Consider the following 20,233-nt stretch of genomic DNA (forward strand, 5'->3'; position numbering starts at 1 on the left):
TCCTATTCGGCTTCTTTCAATTCAATCCCAGATTTTTTCTTATCTAGCATTTTTTTGATCAATTCAGCGATATATGCACCGGCTTCAACCGCTGGTGTCCCACCCTTATGGATGTTTGAGATCACTGTACGACGAGCTTCCGGCATTCCGACAGTCGGACGGTAAGCAACATACGCACTCATCGATTCTGCTGTTACAAGTCCAGGACGTTCACCAACTAATAGACATACTACTTCTGCATCAGTGATCTCGCCGATTTGATCCATTGATGGTACACGACAATATTTGACGAATACGACTTGATCAAAATCTAGGCCATACATTTTCAACCCTTGTTTGATTGCTGGTAGTACTTCTTTGATATTTGCTCCGATAGCCGCAGAACTTAATCCATCCCCAACAACGATCTGCACTTTGGCTTTTGCTGTCGTTTGTTGTTTGATTTTTGTGCTATTTTCTTCGTCAAATTGACGACCAAAATCTGGACGAGTCAAGTATTCGTCTTTTGTTTTACAAATCGTTTGTGTTGAAATGAAGCCCATTTCCTCAATCAATTGTGGATCAACATCAGAGAATACAGCATCTTGTGCTGCTGCATGGTCCGCACGGAAACGTAAGGTAGAATCAGTCATATAGCGAGTGCCTGTACGTCCCACTCCAATACGAGCAGGTGTAAATGCCTTCATGCGCAAGTATCCTGTTTCATCTTTTGCATCTTTGACCAAAAGCTGTTTACGTAGATCTACCTCTGTGATGTCGTCGATCATGCCTTCTTCTACTACTGGCATGGTTGTTGTCATCGTATTGGTTGTTGTGGCTGGTGTTTTTGGTAGTTCTGTTGATTGTTCTGTTGGTTTTTCACCGGCTACCATCTCACTTAGCATGGAAGTGATCATTTCTTTCAATTGTTGTTCGTTCATTTTTTTCTTGCACCCCACTTATTTGATAAATACTGAAGCATCGCCGGCTAGGCTTGTTAATTTCCCATTTTCCATCAAGCCCATTTTCTCCATCCAACCTTCAAATTCTTTGATTGGACGTAAACCGAACAATTCACGGACGGTTGCTGTTTCATGGAAACCTGTCGTTTGATAGTTCAACATCACATCATCCCCATGAGGAATACCCATGATATACGTACAACCAGCTGATGTTAGTAACACAGCTAAGTTTTCCATATCGTTTTGATCTGCTTTCATGTGATTTGTATAACATACGTCACAACCCATTGATAAACCTGTTAGTTTACCCATGAAGTGATCTTCTAAACCTGCACGAATGACTTGTTTTGAATCATACAAGTATTCTGGTCCAATAAAACCGACAACAGTATTCACAAGGAATGGATCAAATTTCTTCGCTAAGCCATAGCAACGTGCTTCCATCGTTACTTGGTCTGCACCAAAATGAGCTTCAGATGATAACTCAGAACCTTGACCAGTTTCAAAATACATCACGTTCGGTCCAGCTGCTTGACCACTGCTCAATGCTAATGCTTGCGCTTCAGCTAACATGTCCGCATTCAAACCAAACGCAGTGTTTCCTTTTTCTGATCCAGCAATGGATTGAAAAACTAAACCAGTCGGTGCGCCTTGACGCATGGCTTCCATCTGGGTCGTCACGTGAGCCAAGACACAGGTTTGTGTTGGGATCTCCCATTCGCTGCGAAATTCTTCAAATTTATCTAAACAACGTTTCACGCTTTCTGTCGAATCATCCACTGGATTCAATCCGATCAGTGCATCGCCGGCCCCGTACGATAATCCTTCCATTACAGAAGCCATGATCCCGTCTACGTCATCTGTTGGGTGATTGGGTTGTAGACGATTGGAGAAAGTACCTGCGCGACCGATTGTTGTGTTGGCTGTTTTTTCAATGTGGATTTTTTTTGCGCCTACGATCAAGTCCATATTTGACATCAATTTGCAGACTGCCGCAATCATTTCCGCAGTCAATCCACGAGAGATATATTTGATTTCAAAATCTCCTGTTTTGTCTGAAAGGATATATTCTCTTAATTCGGCAACTGTCCAATGTTTGATCATGCCGAAAATACGCATGTTGACTTGGTCGATGATGATACGTGTGACTTCATCTTCCTCATAATCAACCACTGGATGGTTGAATAAATCGTTTAAAGTCAGATGCGATAACACGACTTTTGCTGCTACACGTTCTTCCGCAGAAGTTGCTGCCACACCCGCTAATTTATCTCCTGATTTTTCTTCATTTGCTTTAGCCAACACTTCTTTGACTGAAGAAAACTGATAGGTTTTGCCAAATAATTTTGTTTTTAAAATCATTTTTCTTGTCGCTCCCTTAATTAAATACTAATGTTTTGACAACTACTGGTAACACTGCACCTTCGGCGACAGGTTGACCAATATCGATGTAATCCCCATTTTCTACTTTGACGGAATCAATGCAGATGAACGGATAATTCCCCGGTAAATACGCATGTAAGGCATGACCTAATGCTTTTGCCATGTCTTCGTCCACCATGATGACGAGTGGAATATTTTCAGTGATCAAGGCAGATAACCCTCGAACGATACCTTCCGCATATCGTTGGACATCCGCAAACGTCGGGTTCACGATCCCCTTCATCGCTAAAGCGATTTGTGGTGTTTCTTCCAACCGATGCCAAGCCAGCTTTTCATTGATGCGCTCACTCATTGCTTCCGCAGGCAAGGACTCATCTTCTTGGGAAACTTTCAAGATCGGAATATTTTTGATTGGCAGGATCTGCTCATGATAAGCGATCGTACTGCCACTAATATCAGCGGTATGGGAACCTGCCCCGACCACCGTTGCCCGAATCGTTTCGTTACTTTGTAAGACTTCTTTTTCAGCGAAAATTTGCGATTTTCGTAAAGCCGTACCTAATAACAGACCGATATCCCCATACTTGAACATATCTGTCACTTCTTCGATCAAGCAATCCGCTACACCACCAGAAAAAGTGACGATTGGTAGTTCGCCATCTAGCCGTAACCCTCGGTTCGTAATGAATAACTCATAAAATGGACTTCGTTTTCCGATCCCCACGCTATTCGCCAAAACTTTTACTAACTCATCAATCACTGGTTGGATGGCGGGAACAGAAGCTTTTGTTCCAACTTTTAACGGCAATCTCAACTGCTCGATCATTTCTGTGATCTTTGGTGAAATATACGAAATAATCCCTGCTTGATCGACCTTGATCAGTCGACCGCCGATATCAAAACATGCGGTATCATTGATTTCCCCATCAGTGAAGACGACTAAGTTACTCGTGCCACCGCCGATATCGATGTTGACGACCGAAGCATGACGCTTTGTCGAATACTCTTGCGCGCCTGCCCCTTTTCCGGCAATGATACTTTCAAGATCTGGGCCAGCTGTCGCGACCACGAAATCCCCAGCAAAACCACTCAACGCTTGTAATACTTTGCTCGCATTGGCTTTACGAGCTGTTTCACCGGTGATGATCACCGCGCCCATTTGGATTTGTTGCTTCTCGATTCCTGCTTGTTGATATTGTCGGGAAACAAACGCTTTGATTGCTTCATCATCAATCATTGTCTGATTGATCAAAGGAGTGAAGATGATTTCACTACGGTAGATCACTTCCTTATCTGAGATCGTGATCCGCGGAACGGAAAACGCAGAGGCGAAATTTTCGATCGTCAGCTCCGACAAAACAAGCTGGGTCGTTGAAGTACCTAAATCGATCCCTACAGTAAGAATTTTTTCTTTTGCCATCTTTTTTCTCCTTTCTACAAACAAAAAATGCTTAAAGACAGCCTAGAATTTCTTCTACGCATCTTTAAGCATCGTTGCTTTTTCACCGAACAACATCTTTGGTGTTCTGTTCAAAATAGAAACAAGTTTTTGTTCCTTTATTGGATGATTCAATTTTCACTTTCCCTTTTAGCTTATCTTTGATATAGCTATTCACGATCATCAAACCTAAACTGGTCTCTTTGTTTCGGTTGACATCATAGCCATTGCCGTCATCTGTAACAGTGATCGTAATGACTTTATTTTCGATTTCTCCTCTGACTTCAACTATGCCATGTTGATCTGCCTCAAAGGCATGGTCAAAGATATTTTGGAGTAACTCGTTGACGACTAAGGAAATGGAAACCATTTGGTCGCTAGAAACAGTGATCGTCGGATCAACCGTTAGAGTCAAGCGGACTTTCTCCGGATTGAAAATATGGCGGAAATTGTACATCACTGCTTCAAGCATTTGTCGCAAGGAAACATTATCTTCCACTTGCTTCGACAATAATTCATGAGTCATCGCGATTGCCATGATCCGGTTCACACTTTCTTTTAGTACTTTACTAGCCTCTTTGCTAGTGGTACGGCGTGCTTGGATCCTCAATAATGAAACGACGGACTGTAAATTATTTTTGACACGGTGATGGATCTCGCGGATCGCTACCGATTTTGAGACGATTTCATCTTCTTTCTTTTTCACTTCTGTATTATCTTGAATAATCATTGCTACTCTCGATCCTGCATCAATCCAAACTTTTCGAATATTAAAGTAATAATTTAAATACGCGGTCTCTAATTCGATCAACCGATTTTCGGTCTGATCGTTCATCTGATAAAGAACATATTCGAACGTTGTATAATCAAGAGAGAGATTGTCATAGTGTAAATCATTGATCATTTCGCGATAGCCTAGTTTTCGGTATAATTCTTTGGCCCGATGATTCGCCAAGACCAGATTTCCTGTGGTCGTATCAAAAATCAAGACCGCTTCGGCTAGCTGGTCCATGATCAAAGGATCGAATGTGGATTCGATCGCTATTGTCCCTTGCTCGTTTGACTGTAGTTCTTGTCGTTCAACTACCCCAATCGGTTGCTCGACTCCCTCTTCTACGATGATCACACCGATCGTTCTTTGTTCATTGCGAATCGGAAAAATGTTTTGCTTGATCAAGCGATTTTCTTGCGTGACTGCTAACAACCCAATGCTATTCAAGCTTGTTTCCATCGTCCGTAAGACGCCAGGTTCATTTTTTAGTAACGCTTCTTTTCCGACAACTTCATATTTATATAATGAGGGGATATGTTTTGGCTTCTTATGATAGACAACTAATGCTTCTTTGGTCATTTCATTAAAGACATCGATGAACACATCTGCCATCTCATAATGCTTAGACTCTGCTAAATAAGCACTCGTCCGACAAAGCTCTTGGATATCTGACTGGGTTAGGTTGGTATAACGCTGACATAATGTATTGATTCGTTCCATTATTCATCATCCATAATAATCAATTCTGCGATGTCACTCATCCGTGCGCGTTTGTTCATACTTAATGTACGTAACATCTGGTAAGCTTCTTCTTCAGAAATATTATTTTCTTTTGCTAAGATCCCTTTTGCCTTCTCCACAACTTTTCGTTCTTCCAGTTTCAACTGTAGTTTGTCGATCTGCTGTAGCAAGTTTTGGGTTTCTTTCCCTCTGGCGATCCCCATTTCAATGGTTGGGATCAATGATTTTGCATCTAATGGTTTTACCAGATAACCGATTGCTCCTAATTTCTTCGCTTTCTCCGTATTCTCATGATCACTGTAAGCAGAAAGAAACACGACACTCCCTGCTAACTGATCTTGGATGATTTTTTTACCGGACTTTAGACCATCTAAAATCGGCATTTGGATATCCATCAATACAAGATCCGGCTTAGTCTCTTTACAAACTTCGATTGCTTCAAATCCATCTGCGGCTTCCCCAACAACTTCATAACCAGCTTCCAGTAGAATATCTCGAGTGTCCAATCGTGTGATTGGTTCATCGTCTACTATCACAATTCTGCCCTTCATATTCAATACGCTTTGTCTCCCCCGAACTAAGTTCTTGTAATTTCACACGTCACAGAGAATTGCAAAATCTGTTTGAGTCCATCCAATACAGCATGTAATGCTGCTTCAACAGAACTCACGTCGCCAGAAATAACTACTGAACCAGAGAAACGATCGATAAAACCAATCGTAATGTCACCACTTTTCGTTGCAATATCCACAGCAATGATTGCGGCTTCACTTGGCGTAATCGTCAAAATCCCTAACGCATTGCTTGTGCCTGCTGGTAATCCTAATTTTGTGTAGACTTCCTTGTCGGGACTCGCAATGATGTGGGCTAAAGTGACTTGTTTTCCTGGGACGTATTCTTGGATCATTCGTTGTTTTTCTTCCAAACAAGACTCGCTCCTTCATTTTAAGCAATAAAAAATCCTCAATAATAAGCCATAAAGTATTCACTTTACGCTTGTTATTAAGGGCCCCATTGCTCTTAAATTTTGAAGCACTCCGTTGTGCTCATTCATTATATGTTAACCTTTTCACGATGTCAATCTTTATAAAATGGCTTTTAATATTGCTCTAACGCCTTTTTCATCTGCTTTACGAGGATTCGTTCTCGTGCAACCATCTGCTAAGGCAGCGGTGGCAATCGCTTCTTCTTGTACTAATACTTCTTTTGAAGACAAACCGTATTCACTCAACGTCGCTGGCATCTCTAATTTTTCTCGTAGCTGTTTGATCATACGAATTAAATTCTGCACACCTAAACGAGGATTTTTTGTTTGCGTATTGCTTATGCAGTTTGCTAATGCCGCGTATCGTTCAGCCACTTTGATTTCGGTCACTTGGCCATTTCCTAAACCACTATTGTAAGCAATCACTTCTGGCAGTAAGATCCCATTGATCCGTCCATGTGGGACATGTAAACGAGCGCCAGCCGCATGAGCGATTCCATGATTTAGTCCTAGTGAAGTCGAATTGAATGCCATCCCTGCCATACAAGAAGCTACGTGCATTTGCTCTCTCGCTTCTTTATCTTGGCCATTTTTGTAGGCTCGTTCTAAATATTCAAAAACTAACGCAACCACTTTCTCACATAAGGCATCTGCTACTCCATTCGCTTCTGTGGAAACATAGGATTCAATGACGTGGGTCAGCACATCCATTCCTGTATCAGCAGTGATTTTAGGTGGAACACTCATGACTAATCCGGTATCTAATATCGCAATATCCGGTTGGATCTCTTCTGTTACTAAAGGGATTTTCAACCCCAATTCACTGATCGTGATCACTGAGAAGTTTGTCACCTCAGACCCTGTCCCACTGGTTGTTGGGATTGCAATAAATTGTGCAGTCAAGAGACCCATTGTCTTTTGCCCAAAATATTTCATTGCTTTCGCTGCATCGATGGCTGAACCGCCACCTATTGCCACGATGATTTCACTTTGAAAACTTTCCATTTCTTTGATGCCTGAAACGATTTTATCAAGTGGTGGATCAGGAACAATATCACTAAATACGTGATACTGATTTAAATAAGTTGTGACTTTTTCTACCATGCCATTTTCTACCATAAAGGGATCAGTAACGATGAAAACACGCTTATCTTTAACATTCTCAAGACTTTGTAACGCATCTTCCCCCAAAATGATCTGTGTCGAGAATTGTATACTTTCCACGAACATTCCTCCTTGAAAACAAAATAAAAGAGACTTCAAACCAATGGAAATCAAAAGATCCATTTGTCTGAAGCCCCTTTGCTTCTTTTACAATCCATACAACAGTGTATGGTGTCTATTCTGTAATTATTAATCAACACATGCGCTGGGAATCAGCAGTACGCCATTGTACTTGAAATCTCTTTCCCCATTGAAAGACCAGCCCAATATTCCCATACACATCATCGTGCTATGTGTGGGATTGAATCAAATATTCTTGGGCTGACTTTCAAAAAACGTCATTTTTTTAGCAACACCCTGTTTTGCCTCGAAACAGTTTGCCCAATAATGAAAAATAAGAAAAGACCTGACTTAAAAGCTTGAACGCTTTATCACAGTGGCGGGACCGTGCCAGCATCTCACTGGCTTCCATTCGTATCTTTCATAAACATTTGATTAATCTAACAGCACTTTACCATACTGTTTGTGAAAAATCAAACACTTTTTATAAACCTTCTTCTTTTATCTTATGGAAGACCTTCTCTCCTCTTGTATAAAAAACATCCTCTTGCCCCATTTGCACATTCATATAACGCGCCAACGCATAAAAATAGTCAGACAAGCGATTCACAAACACGATCACTTCAGGATTGATCGCCGCAGTCGCACTTAAACGGACGATATGTCGTTCCCCGCGACGAGCAATCGTTCGTGCCACATGGACCATGCTCGCTCCTTGACAGCCCCCTGGTAAAATAAATCGTTCGATATCCGGCGATTGCTGTGTGTAAAAATCAATCCGTTCTTCCAACCAAGTTACGCTTTCTTGTTGGACTTTAAGCGGTCTTCCATCTTCCAAGACCGTTGATAGATCAGTCCCTACATCAAATAAAAGTTGTTGTAGTTCTTCCAATTCCTCCTTAAAAACGTCTTGTTCTTTTGACAATTGACTGATCGTATAGCCCAACCATGAGTTCAATTCATCGATCGTCCCATAACTTTCCACACGATCTGAATCTTTCGATACGCTATGACCACCAACTAGTTTCGTCATTCCCTTGTCGCCTGTTTTTGTGTAGATTTTCATGATTCTCCTCCTAAGTACTCAATCAATTCTGCTAGTCCCGTTTTTTCGACTGATGAGACTTCAAACAGTTTCGTTGCTCCAGCTGCAAGCAATTGTTCACGTACACGCGCCAACTCTTTCTCGTCTTTCACTAGATCAACTTTGGTCATGATCCCGATGACTTCTTTTGGAAAGATGTGGCCAAAGCCTGGTGAAAAAATCTGTTCTTGGTCTAACGCACTTTGCACCAAACCAATGACATCTGCTTCTGCCGCTGTCACAGTCAAAGCAGCGTAGTATTGGCGATGTAGAATAAATTCCCCTGGTGTATCGATCATCTCAGGATGAAATTCTACCGCTTGGGTCTTATCATAAACGATTGCTTCTCCTCGCAAGGCTTGACAAAGAGTGGTCTTTCCACAACCAATCGCACCCATTAAAATGATTCTCCTCATTTACCTCTCCTCCATAAAAAAAGCCTAAAAAAGCAGAATAATCTCTACTTTTTTAGGCGGCATTGCCATATTCAACCGCACACATCTTTGTGTGCTTCTTTTCACTAGTGTAATCGCTTCTCTCAGGTTTGTCAAAATAAATCTTGCTCTATACTAACGAAAAACAATGAAAAATCTATTATATCATGTACATAAATTTGAAGTTAACTTCTAATTTACGGTAAAAAAACATTTTTTTGAAGTTAACTTCAAATTTAATGAAAATAATGATTTTTTTGAAGTTAACTTCAAATATGGTATACTTACACCAACAATAGGATATTGGAGGAGGGATAACTTTGTTTCAACGACCTGATTATTTAAATCAATTGATCGATTTACAGAACACTGATTTCATCAAAATCATTACTGGCGTTAGACGGTCTGGTAAATCTGTGTTACTTATGCTCTACCAACGCTATTTATTGGAACAGGGTGTGGAACCAAATCATATTATTTATATCAATTTTGAATCATTCAATTATCAAGTAGTCACAGATGCAGAGAAGTTTAGGGACGTGTTAGCACCATTGATTCCTCAAGATGAAGAAAAAGTATATTTTTTATTTGATGAGATCCAGCTTGTCGATGGATGGCAGCGTGTCGTCAATGGCATAAAAACTAGCTTTAATTGCGAGCTAGTCATCACTGGTTCAAATGCGAATATGTTATCTGGAGAACTTGCCACTTTACTTAGTGGCCGATACATTGAGATTCCTATCTATCCCTTGTCGTTTGATGAATTTTTAGCTGTTAAGGACATTGCAAAAGACTCTCGGTTTGTTGATCAAGCATATCAGGAATATGAACAATATGGTGGTTTTCCCAGTGTAGTATTAGCTGATGAGAGAATCAAAGATACGATTTTATCAGGGATCTTTGATACGATCGTCCTGAACGATGTTGCCTTGCGTGCCGGTTTAAAAGATGCAACAGTGTTAAAAGCGCTGATTCGTTTTTTATCAGATAATGTTGGCCAACTCGTCAATGCGTCAAGAATTGCGAACACATTAAAGAGTGAAGGAATCACAACGAGCACGCATACCATCAATCGCTACTTAGACCTATTGGAACATGGTTATCTCTTTTATCGTGCACAACAGTATGATATTAGAGGCCGAGAATATTTAAGAACGAATGGAAAATATTTCATTATTGATTCTGGACTTCGCAGAAACGCGGTAGGAAGAAAAGACGGTAATTATAGTAATCGTCTAGAAAATATCGTTTACGTCGAGTTACTAAGACGAGGTTATCTAGTAGATGTTGGCCGTCTTGACAATCAGGAAATCGATTTTGTTGCAAAAAAACTAGATGAAACACTCTATATCCAAGTAACTTATGAGCTTCCCAACAATAATCGTGAAACTGACAATTTACTTCACATCAAAGATAATCATAAAAAAATAGTGATTACCGGTAAATATTATGAGATCAAACAAGTAGATGGTATTCCGATTCAATACATCGTGGACTGGTTACTTGATAAATAAGCAGCTCAGCTAAATAAACGAACGCCTAGCAAAGCAATCACTAATGACTACTTTGCTAGGCGTATTTACTTACTCATAAACTTTATTCCTTTAGCATCAAACTTCTTTTACTTCCTAACGCACGATCGAGCGTGACATCATCGCGATCGTATGACGATTTCCACGGATCGCGCGGCTCATCGCCATGATATTTTCTACCGGAGCGATTCCTGAATAACCAGCATCGCCGATATGTTGGATATCTACACCACAAATTTTATTTTGGATCGCAATTTGTTTGATCGTGTCTGAATCGGATGATTCTTGGCTAGTACCAATTGCTGACATCACTAGCGCGCCTGCTGCATGGATCACTTTGACCGCCGCTTTTAATTCAACATCATCAAAACCTGGAACCGTTCCTACCGCAGGGACTAAGATCACATCGGCACCTGCTTCGATGAAGGATTTGATTGCTTCCAGATCTGCTACTGGTTCATCGACTCCGGCCCCGTGCATTTTCCCAGCGATGATCATGCCACCAAAATGTTCTTTTGCCATTGAGATTGCTTTTGTAATGGCATCATTCGTCACACCACTTCCTGGATTTCCTGTCAAACAGATAAAATCTAATCCCTGTTTTTTGGCTGCTTCCATTGTTTCACGAGTCGCTTGACGCCCCGCTGGGATATCCAGGCGATCTTCTGCCATCTTCGCCTCTAAATCAACCGGTTCAAGATTCGCACCAATCGGTCTGCCGACTACTTTTCGTAACGTTTGAATGATTGGCTCTTCTTCCTTACCTTTCAAACCTGAAACAACTGGTTTTAATGCATCAAAAGCATTCAATAAAATCAAATCAGCGCCATACGCACGAGCAATTTCAGAGTTGGTGACATCTTCAATATTACTGTCCCTGATGACCACATTTTCTGAACAAATCACACGTCCTTCACTTGCTTTGATCGATTGTTTCAATTCTGTCCCTGACATCTTCATGATCTCTGATGTTTGCGCGCTAATAAATCGTTTCACCATGTTATTTCCTCCTTAAATTTCTTGCATTTCATTCATGCGGTTTTGTTTTTCCATCACTCCAAAGAATGGTAAATAAATCAAAATATTCAAAATCAAGCAAATGATTTGGATAATTGAACCTGAGATATGCCCCCCTGTAGCTAGAAAACCTGAGATAACAGGAGGCATGGTCCAAGGAACAGCAATTCCTACCGTACCGTGAACAAAACCAAGGGACATCGCAAAATACGTCACCACAGCATTGACCATCGGTGCCAAAATAAATGGAATCAACAACGTAACATTCAACACGATCGGCATCCCAAACATTGCCGGTTCATTGATATTGAAAATACCTGGTGTCAATGTTAATGGAACCATCGTTTTTGTCATTTTCGACGAATTTTTTCTCAAACCAACGATTGCTGCCGCAATCACTAAACCTAGTGTAGCTCCACCACCACCCATATACACAAAGTTTTCCATAAATGGTTGCGTAATGATGTGCGGTAATTTTTCACCGGCTTCTACAGCTACACGGTTCGCATCTGTATTCATCAACCAGATCGGCATGATCACAGAATTCACGACATTGGCACCATGGATACCCATGAACCAAAACAATGAAACTAAGAAGATCGACACTAACGTACCACCTAATGTTCCGCCAAGTAACCCTAGAGGTCCACCAAAGATTTCCATCAATAATTGGTGAATGTTTCCTGAACCCCAATCAGTCATTTGGAATACTGCATAAATGACCAACCAAAAAGTAAGAATCGATGCTCCTGGGATCAGAGCAGAAAAACTTTTCGCAACAGCTGGCGGGACAGGATCCGGTAAACGGACTTGGATGTTGTGATCAATAAACCATTTGAAGATCAATGTCGAAATAATTGCAATCACCATTGCCACAAAAAGTCCTTGAGCGCCCATAAATGCAGTGGGAATTCCGACACCGTCATCTGATACGAGATTCGGTGTGACTAGTAAGAATGAGGATATAGAAATGACGCCCGCAGATACTCCGTCTTTGTCATACTGAACAGCCAACGCATTCGCAATTCCAAAAGCAGCAACGAGACCCATGATCCCAAAACTAGCCGTGACACCTTTATTCAAATAAGCATCAATCCCATGGGCACTTAAGAAATCAGTCCAAGCATCCACTGGAAATGAGGAAATAATCAAAAACAATGATCCAGTAATGATCAGCGGCAAAGCTAAGGTAATCCCATTTCGAATCGCAATCAAAATCTTATTGTTTGAAACTTTTGCAGCAATCGGCAACATCTTATTATTTATAAACTCGTTCATCTTTATCTTCTCCTATCTTAACGATTGTGGCGCTACTTTTGATTTTCCAAAAATAGCATTTCTTACCACGTACTATAGCGGAAAAATAAAGCCCTTACAAATTATAAAATGAAAAATAATTTAATTTTTATAATCATATTCTAATCTAAAGTTGGTACATGTCGTTCTTAAACTAAAATTAAGTCCTAAATCCGCCATCTAAAAAGAAACTGGTATGATATAATTCATACCAAATAGCAAAGAATAAATTTTTCCTCATGATTATTTATAGGAAGGCAAGGAACTAAAATTTGAATAAATATGAACAACTATCGAATCTGATTCTCGAACGTATCCATCAAGGAGAGTATCCTCCCGATTCCTTTCTTCCAAGTGAAAGAAAATTAATGGCAGAATTTGGCGTGACACGTGACACGATCCGTTCAGCATTAAAGAGTTTGGAATCTACAGGGTATATCGAAAAAATACCTGCACGAGGCAGTAAAGTGATTGCTCATGACAAAATCGATTTTTTCGTTAGTGATCTGTCAGGAACCTCAGAAAAATATCATTCCGAAAATCATTCCTTCAACACAGAGATCTTATCATTGAAAAAAATGATCGTGGACGAACAACTTAGAGAAAATTCCGGTTTTAGTTTAGGTGAATCCGTCTGGTATTTGCTGCGTCGCCGCTTGTTGAATGGTCGTGCATTGATTTTGGAAGTAGATTATCTGCGCACCGCTGTCGTTCCAGAACTAACAAAAGAAATCATCAACCAATCGCTATATCGTTACCTTGAAAATCAATTACATTTGAAATTGAACTGTTCAAAAAAAGAAATTTCTGTTGAGAATATCACCACTCCAATCGCTCAATATTTAGATCTAGGAAAACATGAAAAAAACATCTTTGTTGTTAGGAACTGGGCATATTTGACTGATTATACCCACTTTCAATACACAGAAAGCTGGCATCAAGTCGATTCATTCAAATTCGTTTTGTTGGCTGATCGGCCGATGAATCACTAATTAAGTAAAATAAAAATGCCATTGAAAGAGTCCCCTTCCAATGGCATTTTTTCATTATCACTAATTAAAACAAAACAGTTGCTGGATCAATCAATTGCGCTTGAGATAAGCTGTTGTCACGACTGATCTCAAAATGCAGATGGCTGCCGGTACTATTACCAGTAGAACCGACAAACCCAATGATTTGTCCTTGTTCAACTTCATCATCAACTTTCACGACGTATTCTTGTTGATGAGCATAAAGCGCTGTTGTGCCATCTTCATGTTCAATGGCAACATAATTTCCCCATGAAGGATGGAATTCTGCTTTGATCACAGTACCTGCTTTACTAGCATAGATTGGCTCCCCTTGAGGTGCTGCAAAATCTAATCCACGGTGGAATTCACCACCACGAGGACCAAATGGGCTAGAAATCGTATAATTTCTTAAGGGCACGATATATCCTTCTTTATTCACTTCAGGTCCGGCAACTTCTTTGTCATATTGTTCTAAATCATAAGTTTCGATCAGACCATTTAGTTTTTCGTTATATCTTGTATCTGTTGCGTAACGACCTGTTAAAAATTCTGTTGCTTCTTTATAAGTTTCTGCATTGGATTTCCAAGCACCTGAATAGAACTCGCTATTTCCAGTCAAGCCTTCAGTCATTAATTTAGCATAGTCTTCAAGACTTTCTTCATAGTTGGCATATTTTCTGAATGTTGCTTGGATCGTATATAATGTACCATCACCAGCATCTTCTTGTGTGGCAAATGTCACGCCATTGCCCTCGTGTGTACCTTTGATCCCAAAAAGATTGTAGTTAGGCGCTTGCGCCAACTGGCTTTGTCCACTAGCTGATTCTAAAATCGCTTGGGCGATCATTACTGATGCGTATAAATCATGTTCTTGCCCGATTTCTCGAGAAGATTCACCGATTTTGCGAATGAAGCTCTCAACTGATTCATCTTTTTCAAAATGGATCGATCCTTCATCCGTTTCTTGACTTGATGGTACAAGATCTTGGATCGGTGTAGTTGCAGAAGGTTGACGTACCTCTTGAGCAACTGACGCTGCAGGAGCAGGCGTTGGTGCCACAGGTGCAGCGGGTGGTGTCACTGGTTGTGTCGGCTGACTCGGCTGTGGTGTAGTTGGTTGTGTTTCTCCAGTAGAACCGCCAGTTGATGGTGACGTTGGTTTTTGTGGCTGACTCGGCTGTGTTGGCTCTGTCGGCTTCGTCGGTTCTGTTGGTTTCGTTGGCTCTGTTGGTTTTGTCTCTTCCGGTGTGCTTGGCTCCGTCGGTTCTGAAGTGTCAGGTGTGGTTGGTTCACTTGAATCACCAGTAGACGGTGGCGTTGTTTCCTCTGAACCATCCGTTGTTGTATCTGTTGTGTTACCTTCACCTGTAGTATCAGACGAATCCGTCGTTGTTTCTGTTTGTGCTTCCGCTGTTACTGGTTGATCCGCAGAAAAAACTTGTTCATCTGCTAATACTTGTAAAGGCGTAGTTAGTAACATTTGTGAAAGAAATACAAATGAAACTAATTTATACGTAGACTTTTTTTTCAATTTTCTTACATCCTTTTCTTTAGTTATTATTAAGATACATGTTAGTTATGAATTTTTTGTTAAAAAAATAATAATTTTTATAAAGTAATAACAATTATTTATCTCATATTTGTGCTTTGATCCACTACTAATAACTAACGTTAAGTGAAAATATCTAGCAAACACTGAGATAATACGACAGACTTTTACTTTATTATAGTTTATTTTAACAGGAATAAGAAGGATTAAGCAGTCCATATTTTTTCATAATTTAGTGCAATTTTTGAACTTGACAGTAATTTTTCCCCATTTTTTTTAAATCAAGTAGTATCAAATAATCTATAAAAACAGCCCTCCAAATATTGCTATTCACCTATTTGGAGGACGGTCTCTGCTAAATTTGCTATCGAAAAAAAGATAGAGTAACCAATCATCTGAATTAAGGTTGCTACAAATTAAATACAGTTCAGTTATTCAGTTTTTTACGTTCTGGCGAATCATTGTTTTCTTTTCTTTACTGCCACGACCAATACGATTACTACTAGGATACCACCTAAAGCGATCAGCGTATAAGAAACTGCTTCGCCTGTTTTAGGAAGAAATGACTTTCTTGCTTCCTTTTCCTTTGGAGCAGGTTTTCTAGGCTCTGGTCGGTTAGGTACTTCTTTTTCTGGTACAACTGGTACGTCTGGCTTATTCGGTTGATTAGGAACGACTGGAACTTCTGGTTGATCTGGATTTTCCGGAATGACTGGTACTTCTGGTTCACTTGGTGGTGTCACATGGTCATCCACTGTAGCAATGTTCAAGATTTCTTTCCCTGCCACCGCTTCTTTATTCACTTTCACTTTAAAGACGATCGTACGAACTTTTGTGTCGCTGATTTTTCCATATTCAGCGGTGATCGTACCGTCTTTGTAAGTTAGACTTGTCGGCTGTGGCTCGTCGCCTTCACTTGTCAAACTGTCTTCAATATACGTCAAACCTTTCGGTAACTTATCGGTGACAGTCACTTGATTCAAGATACCATGCTCTACTGTATTGTGGAAACTAATCCGGTATTCAAGTTCCTCTCCGATTTTTACTGTTTTCTGATTAACAGTTTTCTCACTTACCAGTTTACCATCTGGAACTTTTGGTTGATCTGGATCTTCAGGAACCACTGGTACTTCTGGTTTATCTGGTGGTGTCACATGGTCATCCACTGTGGCAATGTTCAAGATTTCTTTCCCTGATACGGCGTCTTTGTTCACTTTCACTTTAAAGACGATTGAGCGAGCTTTTGTATCGCTGATCTTGCCATATTCTGCGGTGATCGTACCGTCTTTGTAGTCTAAACTTGTCGGTTGGGGGTCATCCCCTTCACTCGTCAAACTACCTTCGACATAGGTCAAGCCTCTAGGCAAGTTATCCGTTACTGTGACTTGGTTCAACACACCATTCGTCACTTTATTGCGGAAGGTGATTCGGTATTCGAGTTCCTCACCAACCTTTGTTTTTTGCTTATTGACCGTTTTTGTACTTTCTAATTTCCCTGGTGTTTCTTCTGGGGTCACGGGTACTTCTGGTTCATCAGGCGGATTGATATGATCATCGATGGTTGCTTTATTGACGATCGTTTCGCCGACTTTCGCTTCTTCGTTGACTTTGACTTTAAAGATAATTGAACGCACTTTTGTATCATTGATCTTGCCGTATTCGGCGGTAATCGTGCCATCTTTGTAGCCTAGACTTGTTGGTTGTGGCTCGTCGCCTTCACTCGTCAAACTGCCTTCAACATAGGTCAAGCCTCTAGGCAAGTTATCCGTTACGGTGACTTGGTTCAAGACACCATTCGTCACTTTATTGCGGAAGGTGATGCGGTATTCAATTTCTTCCCCAAGTTTCGGCGATTGGTTATTGACTGTTTTCGTTGTTTCCAGTTCTCCCCGTGTTTCTTCTGGAGTTACTGGAATCTCTGGTTCATCTGGCGGATTGATATGATCATCGATGTTCGCTTTATTGATGATCGTTTCGCCGACTTTCGCTTGTTCGTTGACTTTGACTTTAAAGACGATCGAGCGGACTTTTGTGTCGCTGATCTTGCCATATTCTGCGGTGATCGTACCGTCTTTGTAGTCTAAACTTGTCGGTTGGGGGTCATCCCCTTCACTCGTCAAACTACCTTCGACATAGGTCAAGCCTCTAGGCAAGTTATCCGTTACTGTGACTTGGTTCAAGACACCATTCGTCACTTTATTGCGGAAGGTGATGCGGTATTCGAGTTCTTCCCCAAGTTTTGGCGATTGGTTATTCACCGTTTTCGTTGTTTCCAGTTTGCCCGGTGTTTCTTCTGGAGTTACTGGAATCTCTGGTTCATCTGGCGGATTGATATGATCATCGATGTTCGCTTTATTGATGATCGTTTCGCCGACTTTCGCTTGTTCGTTGACTTTGACTCTAAAGACGATCGAGCGGACTTTTGTGTCGCTGATCTTGCCATATTCTGCGGCGATCGTACCGTCTTTGTAGTCTAAACTTGTCGGTTGGGGGTCATCCCCTTCACTCGTCAAACTACCTTCGACATAGGTCAAGCCTCTAGGCAAGTTATCCGTTACGGTGACTTGGTTCAAGACACCATTCGTCACTTTATTGCGGAAGGTGATGCGGTATTCGATTTCTTCCCCAAGTTTTGGCGATTGGTTATTCACTACTTTTGTACTTTCTAATACACCAGGGGTTTCCACTGGGGTCACTGGTGTTTCTGGTTCGTCTGGCGGATTCGTGCCATCATCGATCGTTGCTTTATTGATGATCGTTTCAGCTGTTTTTGCTTCTTCATTGACTTTCACTTTAAAGACGATCGAGCGAATTTTTGTATCATTGATCTTGCCATATTCTGCGAGGATCGTTCCATCTTTTTCTGTCAGATTTATTGGCTGTGGATCGTCCCCTTCGCTTGTCAAACTCCCCTCCACATAAGTTAACCCTTTAGGCAACTTGTCAGTCACTGTCACTTGATTTAATACGCCATTAGTGACTTTATTACGGAAGTTGATACGATACTCGATTTCCTCACCGATTTTTGGTGATTGATGATTGACCGATTTCGTACTTTCTAGCTCTCCCGGGGTTTCCACTGGCGTCACTGGTGTTTCTGGTTCGTCTGGCGGATTGATATGATCATCGATCGTTGCTTTATTGATGATCTGCTCGCCCACCTTCGCTTCTTCATTGACTTTCACTTTAAAGACAAGTGAACGTACAGTAGTATCAGTGATCTTACGATATTCAGCGGTTATTTTCCCGTTTTCTATCTCTAAGCTAGTTGGTTGCGGATCAGCACCTTCATTCGTCAAACTGCCTTCGACATACGTCAAGCCTTTAGGCAACGTATCGGTAATCGTTACTTGGTCGATGACTCCATTGGTTACTTTATTACGGAAGCTGATACGGTATTCGATTTCGTCACCGATTTTTGGTGATTGATGGTTAACTGTTTTTGTTACTTCTAATTGACCAGGTGTCACTACTGGTGTGACTGGCGTTTCTGGTTCGTCTGGTGGGTTCGTGCCATCGTCGATTGAGGCTTTGTTGACGATTGTTTCACCCGCTTTTGCTTCTTGGTTGACAGTTACTTTAAAGACGATCGTACGAGTACTGGTATCAGTGATTGAGCCATACTCGGCAGTCAACTTTCCATTTTCCATTATTAATTTTGTCGGTTTTGGATCGTTTCCTTCACTTTTCAAGCTACCTTCGACATACGTCAAACCTTTAGGCAAGTTGTCTGTCACCGTTACTTGCTTCAAGACACCATTTTGAATCTTATTACGAAACATGATGCGGTACTCGATCTCATCCCCAATTTTTGGTGATTGATTGTTGACCGTTTTCGTACTTTCTAACTCTCCTGGTGTTTCTTCTGGTGTGACAGGTATTTCCGGTTCATCTGGTGGGTTCGTGCCATCATCGATCGTTGCTTTATTGATGATTTGTTCACCAACTTTTGCTTCTTCATTCACTTTTACTTTGAACATGATCGTACGGAATTTTGTATCAGAAATCGTCCCATACTCGGCTGTCAATTTCCCATTTTCCATCACTAACTTCGTCGGTTGTGGATCGTCGCCTTCACTAGTCAAACTATCTTCCACATACGTCAAGCCCTTAGGCAAGTTGTCTGTCACCGTTACTTGTTTCAAGACACCATTTTGGATCTTGTTACGGAACGTGATCCGGTATTCGATTTCATCACCGATTCTTGGTGATTGATGATTCACTGTTTTTGTACTTTCTAACACTCCTGGTGTTTCTTCTGGTGTAACTGGGGTTTCCGGTTCATCTGGCGGATTCGTGCCGTCATCAATGGTCGCTCTATTGACGATCGTTTCGCCGACCTTCGCTTCTTCATTGACTTTCACTTTAAAGATGATCGTACGAGTTTTCGTATCACTGATCTTGCCATATTCGGCCGTGATCGTACCGTCTTTAGCAGTCAGATTAGTCGGTTGAGGATCATCCCCTTCGCTAGTCAAACTACCTTCCACATAGGTCAAGCCTGTTGGTAAGGTATCTTTGATCGTTACTTGTTTCAAGACACCATTTGTGATCTTATTGCGGAAAGTGATACGATATTCGATCTCTTCTCCTAGTTTCGGTGACTGATCATTCACCGATTTATTGCTTTCCAATACTCCTGGTGTTTCTTCTGGTGTCACTGGCGCTTCCGGTTCATCTGGCGGATTCGTGCCGTCATCAATGGTCGCTCTATTGACGATCGTTTCGCCGACCTTCGCTTCTTCATTGACTTTCACTTTAAAGATGATCGTACGAGTTTTCGTATCACTGATCTTGCCATATTCGGCCGTGATCGTACCGTCTTTG

15 protein-coding genes and 1 riboswitch are annotated in these 20,233 nt (G+C 41.0%); of the genes, 2 read left to right on the plus strand and 13 right to left on the minus strand.

Going from position 1 to position 20,233, the window contains the following annotated elements; translation table 11 throughout:
- Positions 1 to 2 precede the first annotated feature (2 nt).
- The 9 genes from eutC to I2F89_RS09395 form a co-directional block, all read right to left on the minus strand.
- Complete coding sequence (eutC, locus tag I2F89_RS09355; protein ID WP_074799826.1) at positions 3 to 920, minus strand: ethanolamine ammonia-lyase subunit EutC; 918 nt, start codon at positions 918 to 920, stop codon at positions 3 to 5.
- Between the two features lie 18 nt (positions 921 to 938).
- Complete coding sequence (locus I2F89_RS09360; protein ID WP_115358150.1) at positions 939 to 2,303, minus strand: ethanolamine ammonia-lyase subunit EutB; 1,365 nt, start codon at positions 2,301 to 2,303, stop codon at positions 939 to 941.
- 16 nt (positions 2,304 to 2,319) lie between these two features.
- On the minus strand, positions 2,320 to 3,744 hold the full coding sequence (gene eutA / locus I2F89_RS09365; protein WP_195514246.1) for an ethanolamine ammonia-lyase reactivating factor EutA: 1,425 nt from the start codon (positions 3,742 to 3,744) through the stop codon (positions 2,320 to 2,322).
- Positions 3,745 to 3,826: 82 nt separating this feature from the next.
- Positions 3,827 to 5,254, minus strand: coding sequence for a sensor histidine kinase (locus I2F89_RS09370; RefSeq protein ID WP_195514247.1), 1,428 nt, complete (start codon positions 5,252 to 5,254; stop codon positions 3,827 to 3,829).
- Positions 5,254 to 5,826, minus strand: a complete 573-nt coding sequence (locus I2F89_RS09375; protein ID WP_195514248.1) for an ANTAR domain-containing response regulator — start codon at positions 5,824 to 5,826, stop codon at positions 5,254 to 5,256. Before I2F89_RS09375 ends, I2F89_RS09370 begins: the two co-directional genes overlap by 1 nt.
- A 26-nt stretch (positions 5,827 to 5,852) precedes the next feature.
- Positions 5,853 to 6,200: an ethanolamine utilization microcompartment protein EutS gene (eutS, locus tag I2F89_RS09380; protein WP_023520162.1), complete on the minus strand. Its 348-nt coding sequence runs from the start codon at positions 6,198 to 6,200 to the stop codon at positions 5,853 to 5,855.
- Positions 6,201 to 6,359: 159 nt separating this feature from the next.
- Positions 6,360 to 7,484: a 1-propanol dehydrogenase PduQ gene (locus I2F89_RS09385; RefSeq protein ID WP_195514249.1), complete on the minus strand. Its 1,125-nt coding sequence runs from the start codon at positions 7,482 to 7,484 to the stop codon at positions 6,360 to 6,362.
- Positions 7,485 to 7,771: 287 nt separating this feature from the next.
- A riboswitch (adenosylcobalamin (AdoCbl) riboswitch) is annotated at positions 7,772 to 7,921 on the minus strand.
- Between the two features lie 47 nt (positions 7,922 to 7,968).
- Positions 7,969 to 8,550 carry a cob(I)yrinic acid a,c-diamide adenosyltransferase gene (locus I2F89_RS09390; protein ID WP_074799817.1) on the minus strand — a complete coding sequence of 194 codons (582 nt, stop codon included), beginning with the start codon at positions 8,548 to 8,550 and terminating at the stop codon, positions 7,969 to 7,971.
- Positions 8,547 to 8,984, minus strand: a complete 438-nt coding sequence (locus tag I2F89_RS09395; RefSeq protein ID WP_142433120.1) for a EutP/PduV family microcompartment system protein — start codon at positions 8,982 to 8,984, stop codon at positions 8,547 to 8,549. Before I2F89_RS09395 ends, I2F89_RS09390 begins: the two co-directional genes overlap by 4 nt.
- A 338-nt stretch (positions 8,985 to 9,322) precedes the next feature.
- On the opposite strand from I2F89_RS09395, the gene I2F89_RS09400 reads away from it, so the two are divergent.
- A complete protein-coding gene (locus I2F89_RS09400) occupies positions 9,323 to 10,516 on the plus strand; it encodes an ATP-binding protein (RefSeq protein WP_086335055.1) in 1,194 nt (397 codons plus the stop codon).
- Positions 10,517 to 10,630: 114 nt separating this feature from the next.
- Here I2F89_RS09400 and I2F89_RS09405 read toward each other — a convergent pair whose 3' ends face one another.
- The gene (locus tag I2F89_RS09405) at positions 10,631 to 11,533 is read right to left on the minus strand and encodes a PEP phosphonomutase (protein WP_108173422.1); all 903 of its coding nucleotides are present in this window, start codon (positions 11,531 to 11,533) and stop codon (positions 10,631 to 10,633) included.
- A gap of 12 nt (positions 11,534 to 11,545) precedes the next feature.
- Positions 11,546 to 12,829, minus strand: coding sequence for a PTS sugar transporter subunit IIC (locus I2F89_RS09410; protein ID WP_195514250.1), 1,284 nt, complete (start codon positions 12,827 to 12,829; stop codon positions 11,546 to 11,548).
- Positions 12,830 to 13,119: 290 nt separating this feature from the next.
- Here I2F89_RS09410 and I2F89_RS09415 point away from each other — a divergent pair, with 290 nt between their 5' ends.
- Positions 13,120 to 13,839, plus strand: coding sequence for a UTRA domain-containing protein (locus I2F89_RS09415; RefSeq protein ID WP_074799813.1), 720 nt, complete (start codon positions 13,120 to 13,122; stop codon positions 13,837 to 13,839).
- 64 nt (positions 13,840 to 13,903) lie between these two features.
- On the opposite strand, the gene I2F89_RS09420 is transcribed toward I2F89_RS09415, so the two are convergent.
- Positions 13,904 to 15,388, minus strand: a complete 1,485-nt coding sequence (locus tag I2F89_RS09420) for a peptidoglycan DD-metalloendopeptidase family protein (RefSeq protein WP_195514251.1) — start codon at positions 15,386 to 15,388, stop codon at positions 13,904 to 13,906.
- Positions 15,389 to 15,864: 476 nt separating this feature from the next.
- The coding region (locus I2F89_RS15500; protein ID WP_229078094.1) for an isopeptide-forming domain-containing fimbrial protein at positions 15,865 to 20,233 on the minus strand (4,369 nt) is incomplete at its 5' end.

It is taken from the genome of Enterococcus sp. 1001283B150225_161107_E12 (assembly GCF_015556925.1).
Classification (GTDB): Bacteria; Bacillota; Bacilli; order Lactobacillales; family Enterococcaceae; genus Enterococcus_B; species Enterococcus_B mundtii.

Bases quoted from the DNA above. Each gene is read 5' to 3' on its own strand.
- eutC (WP_074799826.1), bottom strand. From the start codon at position 920: ATGAACGAACAACAATTGAAAGAAATGATCACTTCCATGCTAAGTGAG.
- I2F89_RS09360 (WP_115358150.1), bottom strand. From the start codon at position 2,303: ATGATTTTAAAAACAAAATTATTTGGCAAAACCTATCAGTTTTCTTCA.
- eutA (WP_195514246.1), bottom strand. From the start codon at position 3,744: ATGGCAAAAGAAAAAATTCTTACTGTAGGGATCGATTTAGGTACTTCA.
- I2F89_RS09370 (WP_195514247.1), bottom strand. From the start codon at position 5,254: ATGGAACGAATCAATACATTATGTCAGCGTTATACCAACCTAACCCAG.
- I2F89_RS09375 (WP_195514248.1), bottom strand. From the start codon at position 5,826: ATGAAGGGCAGAATTGTGATAGTAGACGATGAACCAATCACACGATTG.
- I2F89_RS09390 (WP_074799817.1), bottom strand. From the start codon at position 8,550: ATGAAAATCTACACAAAAACAGGCGACAAGGGAATGACGAAACTAGTT.
- I2F89_RS09395 (WP_142433120.1), bottom strand. From the start codon at position 8,984: ATGAGGAGAATCATTTTAATGGGTGCGATTGGTTGTGGAAAGACCACT.
- I2F89_RS09405 (WP_108173422.1), bottom strand. From the start codon at position 11,533: ATGGTGAAACGATTTATTAGCGCGCAAACATCAGAGATCATGAAGATG.
- I2F89_RS09410 (WP_195514250.1), bottom strand. From the start codon at position 12,829: ATGAACGAGTTTATAAATAATAAGATGTTGCCGATTGCTGCAAAAGTT.